Below are 4674 nucleotides of genomic sequence, written 5' to 3'. Positions count from 1 at the left end.
CGCTGCGCCCAGCCCTGCCTCAATCACTCCTGCAGGCCGGGCCGAGGCCTCGCGCAGCCTGCCAGGACGCGCCGCCGGGCAGGACCGAGCAGCTCATCCAGGCGTTCCCGGCGCCACCACAGCCGCCCCGAAGCGTCCCGCCCGTCCGGCGGCCAGCCGGTACGCCCCAGGGTGCGAACCCGCGCCGGGCCGACGCCAAGGGCGGCCGCGACCTCAGGCACCCGGACCGCGTCCGCAGGTGGCATCGACGCCTGGTAGTCGAGCACTTCCTGTAGCGACCACCACGGGCGGTTACCGACCCGCGCGACCGGGCGCAGCCCGGTCAGCCGGTACACCTTGCGCAGCGGCAACCCCAGCAGGGCGGCCACCTGCGAGGCCGGCACCGTCCCGGCGGGCCGCCGCGCCTGCAGGTAACGATCCACGGTGGCCGGCCACCACCACGCCCGCCCCGAACCGGTGCGCCCATCTGGCAGGTAGCGGCCCGCGTACGTCGCGTTCTTCAACGAACCCACCCCCAGCCCCAACACGGCGGCCACCGCCGGGCCCAGCAGCGCACCCTCCGGCGCCCCGACCCGACGCGGATCCACTACCCGCGTCATCACGCCAGCAGCCCGGGTGCTGCCCGTCGAGGCAAGACACGCTCATAGCCGATGACCGCGATGACCGCCATAGCCGAAGCGAACCACAGCGGCCATCACCGTGCCGCCAGGCTGCCGCGTCTTGGACCCCGATCCTGGAGCGGTCTTGATCGGCGTGCCACCAGTGCTCACCAAGCGGCCACCACCGGCCGGGGTGATTCCGATGACTGCCGCGCCGCCTCCTTGGGGCAGCCGCTGACTGGGGCTACGCCGCGTGGTCGCCGCGGCCGCGCTGGTCACGGCCTCACGGCCCGTGGAGGTGGATACTTTGGGCATGCTCGATCGCCAGGTCGACGAGCTCGCCCATCCTTGGTGCCTGGCCTGAAGGATCAGATCGCAGGCATGGCACACGAGCCCCGAGCACCCTGGACTTCAATCGGTCACACTGCACGCTTGAAGGCGCGAAAACGCATCAGGTGCTCGCGAACCGATGTGTCGACGGCGATATCGGTGAAGCCCGCCACGGCCAGAGCCTCGCGAAGCTCGGCGGCGGCGATGATTCTGTGCGCCGAGCCCTCCAGGCGATGGACCGCCCGGGCCAGCGGCGTGTCGGTCAGGTCGTAGCCGATGAAGACGCCGCCGGGACGCAACACCCGGGCCGACTCGCTCAAGGAGTCACGCCAGTCACCGACATGATGCAGCATCAGGTACGCGGTCACAACATCGAATGAGCCGCCCGGATAGGGCAACGCGGTGACATCGGCACGTTCGACGCGAACACCCGGGTGGCGATGAAGCCGAGCGGCCGCGGCCGCGACCATCGCCTCATCGAGGTCGGTGACGGTAAGACGCGCATCGGGCAAGGTTCTGGCCACGCCCTGCGCCATGGCTCCGCTCCCCGCGCCGATCTCCAGGACATCGCCGTGAAGATCGAACCCATCCAGTGCCCAGGGCAGCATTCGTCGCCGCGCGAACGCGCGCCACGGGCTGCTGCGGCAAAACGCGCCCTCGATGGCAGACATGACCGGCGTCAGCCCAGCAGCCCCCGCACGGTCGCGGCCCCTCGGTCGTGGCCATCTCGATCCGCCCCTGGTGGTGTGTTCGATCATCATCGCGAGGAACATCTAGTCGAAGCCAGATCCCGACCTGCCCTTAAGGATGGCGACTCTGGCCTTCTCGGGGGCGTAGTTCACGCCGGCCCGCGCCCCGTCGAGCCTGTTCAGCTTCTTCTCGATCCGGTTGGCGCAGGAGGCAACCGCGTGAGAGGCACGCGCCCGCCCCGAGAAGATGCCAGGCCCGCGCTGCTGCCGCCGCCGTGGCCATGGGCCTGCTGCTGACTGGGCCGCCCCGTCGACCTCATGCCGCGCCTTCGTCGGTGCGCGACCGGCGCCGAAGGGCTGGCTCTGGCAGCGCACGGCCTCGATCAAGACGAACAACAGCAGCACGATCACAGCCGAGCCGGGCAGCCAGAACCACATCAGCCACCCCGCCCCCGTGGCCCACGCGGCGAGCGCGAGGATGACCCCGAGCGCCAGCAGGACCGCGATGACCCCGGCGGTAACCCGGGCGAGCACGCGCACGACGAAGTCCAGGTACTCCCGCACGCTCATGACACACCCCCGTGCGCGCGCCGCCGCGCGTCCTGCGCGTGCCTTTCACCGCCCGCGACCACCCATGCTCGACCGCCTGCGCGGCGTACCACTGCCTGGCCTCGGGATCAGTCACCTTGTCCAACAGCACCATGATGTGCCCCCACGGCAATTGCGCAGCAGCCTGCTGCGCAATTGGCGCCTCGAACGCGGAAGCGAAGGTCCGCATGTAGACCAGGCTCCGCTTAGACAGCCCCCGCATCCCCGGGAACTCTGCTCGCAGATCCGCGGCGAGCCGGCCGATGACCTTGCTCCCCCACCCCTCCGACTCCTGCCGGTCCAGGATCAAGCGCCCGATCTGCCAGTACAAGCCGACCAGCTCAGTGTTCACCGCCCGCGCCGCCTGTACCCGCGATGTCCGGACCCGAACCTTGACCTGCTCCAGAAGCTCCGCATACCCCGCAGGCGCCACAGCGCCAGACCTCGCAGACCTGCTCACCCGCCCATCCTCTCCCATGACGATGTCCTGAGGTTCCCCCGAACCGAGGAGGCGATTCAACGAGCAGACCAGGACCTCGCCGGCCAGACACGCCGGGCGGTCCCACAACTGGCAACCAGCTGGTCCCATCCCACTGGCTGAAAACCGGTCAGGACGGTCCCATGCTCATGGCAGGCGACACGGACTGCGCTGGTGGCCAGGAAGCGCCGGCTACCGAAGGTGCTCGGCATATCCCAGGAGGGTCGCTGCCGGGGTGAACGCCAGAGACCGCGGCGGTGGCTTTCCTCCTTGATAGCGGGTGTCGCCGGCCGTGGCGAGGCCCTGACCAAAGGCTCGATAGGCGGAGGCGCCAGATGGCTTCTAAGGACCGGCCGACGGGTGAGGATGTAGCCGGCGCCCGGGCGCATCTGCTCCTGGCACTTCGCGACATAGGCGATCTCGAACGCGTCCTGCGGGCAGCTGAGGTGCGGCCTCTGGACCCGCTCGTCGAGGACGCGTTGCCGGGTTCTGCCGAAGCGGGAGGAGCGCCGTGCATGACCGCGTCAACGACCGGGAAGACGAACCATGTCCTGCAGGTGCTGAGCCTGGCCCGGCTGCAGGTCACCTCTGCCCGGGCTCGCCTCCACGGTCTGCACGCGGGGGTGGCTGAGGCCTCCCGCGCGCTTACCCGGGCGCAGGCCCAGACCCGGATGAGCGCGCGCGAGGGTGAACCGGGCAGGCTGGCGCGGTCGCAGGCGGCGGCCCAAGAGATGGGATCTGCCCGGCGAAGCTGTCGGAGCTTCGCCGGTGTCGGCATCACCATCGCCGGTGAACTGAAGAAGGCTGCACTGATGGCCCAGGACGCCGGCGAGTCTGTCCGGGGAATCGACCAGGAAGGGTCGAACGTCGGCCGGGTGTTCGACCTGGCGGCGCTCCGGGCCCGCGCCGACGCCCTCGGGGATGCCCTCAAGCTGGCGCTGCCGATGGCCACCGCCGCCAGCGAGCACCTGTACGGCGCCGCGCACGCCGCACGCGGTGTTTCGCGCCTCGACCTGGATGAGCGTGCCCGTCTGACCGAGGTGGACCGCGCCGGGACAGGCGCATCGTGAACAACGACCCCGGCCGTACCGAGCAGGACGGTCTGGATCCTGGCCGCGCCGTCGAGCAGGCCAAGAGCACCGGTCACCGCGGCGCCGGCCACACGGACGTCGCCCGCGAGGCGGGCGGGGCACGGGCGGTCGACCGGCTGGACCCAGATGCCTTCACCTACCCGCAGGTGCTCGGCCTGGACGCGCGCCAGGCGTTGCGCCTCGGGGTGGCGGGCACCGGCCCGGAGGCCAACCGGCAGCGTCTCGAGCGCGCCGGCAGGGTCATCGAGCAGTCGAGCGAGGCCAGCGACAAGGCCTACGCGCAGGCGTCATGGCCTCAGGAGCCTAACGTCCCCGAGCCGAGCGTGGCGCTTATCCTGGTCCGCAACGACGGCGATCTGATCCGTTCCGTGCAGGACCCGCAGATCGTGGGGTATCTGCGTGACCAGCTCGGGTACAAGCCGAGATTCATCGACACCTACGACTACGAGGACGACATGATCCCCTCAGGACGCGAGCTGCACGAGCCGCTGATGGACGACCCGGCGGGCCCGGTCGAGGTCCGCGACGCGGTCAACGCGCTCAGGGCCGAGATCGGTGTCGGTCCGATCGACGAGGCCCAGTTCCGGTTGGGGGCCGGGGTCGGGTCTTTGCCGGCTCCGAGCGGTCCCTGGGTCGAGCACGGTGCGCTCTCGCCGCCGCCCGGGAGCCACCCCGACCCATTCAGCAGCGCCGCACACGACCGGTTGAGGGCCCAGTCACGAGACGGGAGCCCCGCAGCGGCGAGCAGAGAAGCGCCCACGCCCGGCCGATGAACCCGCCCCGCAGGATGCGACCGGTGCCACTACCTCGCCATGACGAGAGCAGTCACCGGATCATTGACCCCTGACCCCAACGGACGTCCGGCCGGCGACCTCCCCTCCCCCGCCCGGGCGAGGGAC

General features: G+C 70.6%; 5 protein-coding genes and 1 pseudogene. 2 read left to right on the top strand and 4 right to left on the bottom strand.

The window, feature by feature from the left end:
• Positions 1-23 precede the first annotated feature (23 nt).
• The 4 genes and pseudogenes from L0H79_RS20850 to L0H79_RS20835 all read right to left on the bottom strand — a co-directional run.
• On the bottom strand, positions 24-599 hold the full coding sequence (locus L0H79_RS20850) for a hypothetical protein (RefSeq protein ID WP_301486564.1): 576 nt from the start codon (positions 597-599) through the stop codon (positions 24-26).
• Between the two features lie 419 nt (positions 600-1018).
• The gene (locus L0H79_RS20845; protein WP_301486562.1) at positions 1019-1600 is read right to left on the bottom strand and encodes a class I SAM-dependent methyltransferase; all 582 of its coding nucleotides are present in this window, start codon (positions 1598-1600) and stop codon (positions 1019-1021) included.
• A 102-nt stretch (positions 1601-1702) separates the two neighbouring features.
• A complete protein-coding gene (locus L0H79_RS20840) occupies positions 1703-2188 on the bottom strand; it encodes a heavy metal-associated domain-containing protein (RefSeq protein ID WP_301486566.1) in 486 nt (161 codons plus the stop codon).
• Between the two features lie 61 nt (positions 2189-2249).
• A pseudogene (locus L0H79_RS20835) lies at positions 2250-2684 on the bottom strand (DUF1016 N-terminal domain-containing protein); the annotation flags it as partial.
• A gap of 515 nt (positions 2685-3199) precedes the next feature.
• On the opposite strand from L0H79_RS20835, the gene L0H79_RS20830 reads away from it, so the two are divergent.
• The gene (locus tag L0H79_RS20830) at positions 3200-3754 is read left to right on the top strand and encodes a hypothetical protein (protein ID WP_301486560.1); all 555 of its coding nucleotides are present in this window, start codon (positions 3200-3202) and stop codon (positions 3752-3754) included.
• The gene (locus L0H79_RS20825; RefSeq protein WP_301486558.1) at positions 3751-4548 is read left to right on the top strand and encodes a hypothetical protein; all 798 of its coding nucleotides are present in this window, start codon (positions 3751-3753) and stop codon (positions 4546-4548) included. The genes L0H79_RS20830 and L0H79_RS20825 overlap by 4 nt, the downstream gene beginning before the upstream one ends.
• Positions 4549-4674 lie beyond the last annotated feature (126 nt).

The sequence above is a fragment of the Intrasporangium sp. genome (assembly GCF_030452765.1).
In the GTDB taxonomy this organism is placed as follows: domain Bacteria; phylum Actinomycetota; class Actinomycetes; order Actinomycetales; family Dermatophilaceae; genus Intrasporangium_A.
Note: the sequence above shows the minus strand (reverse complement) of the source record. Positions and strands in the feature narration are given on the sequence as shown.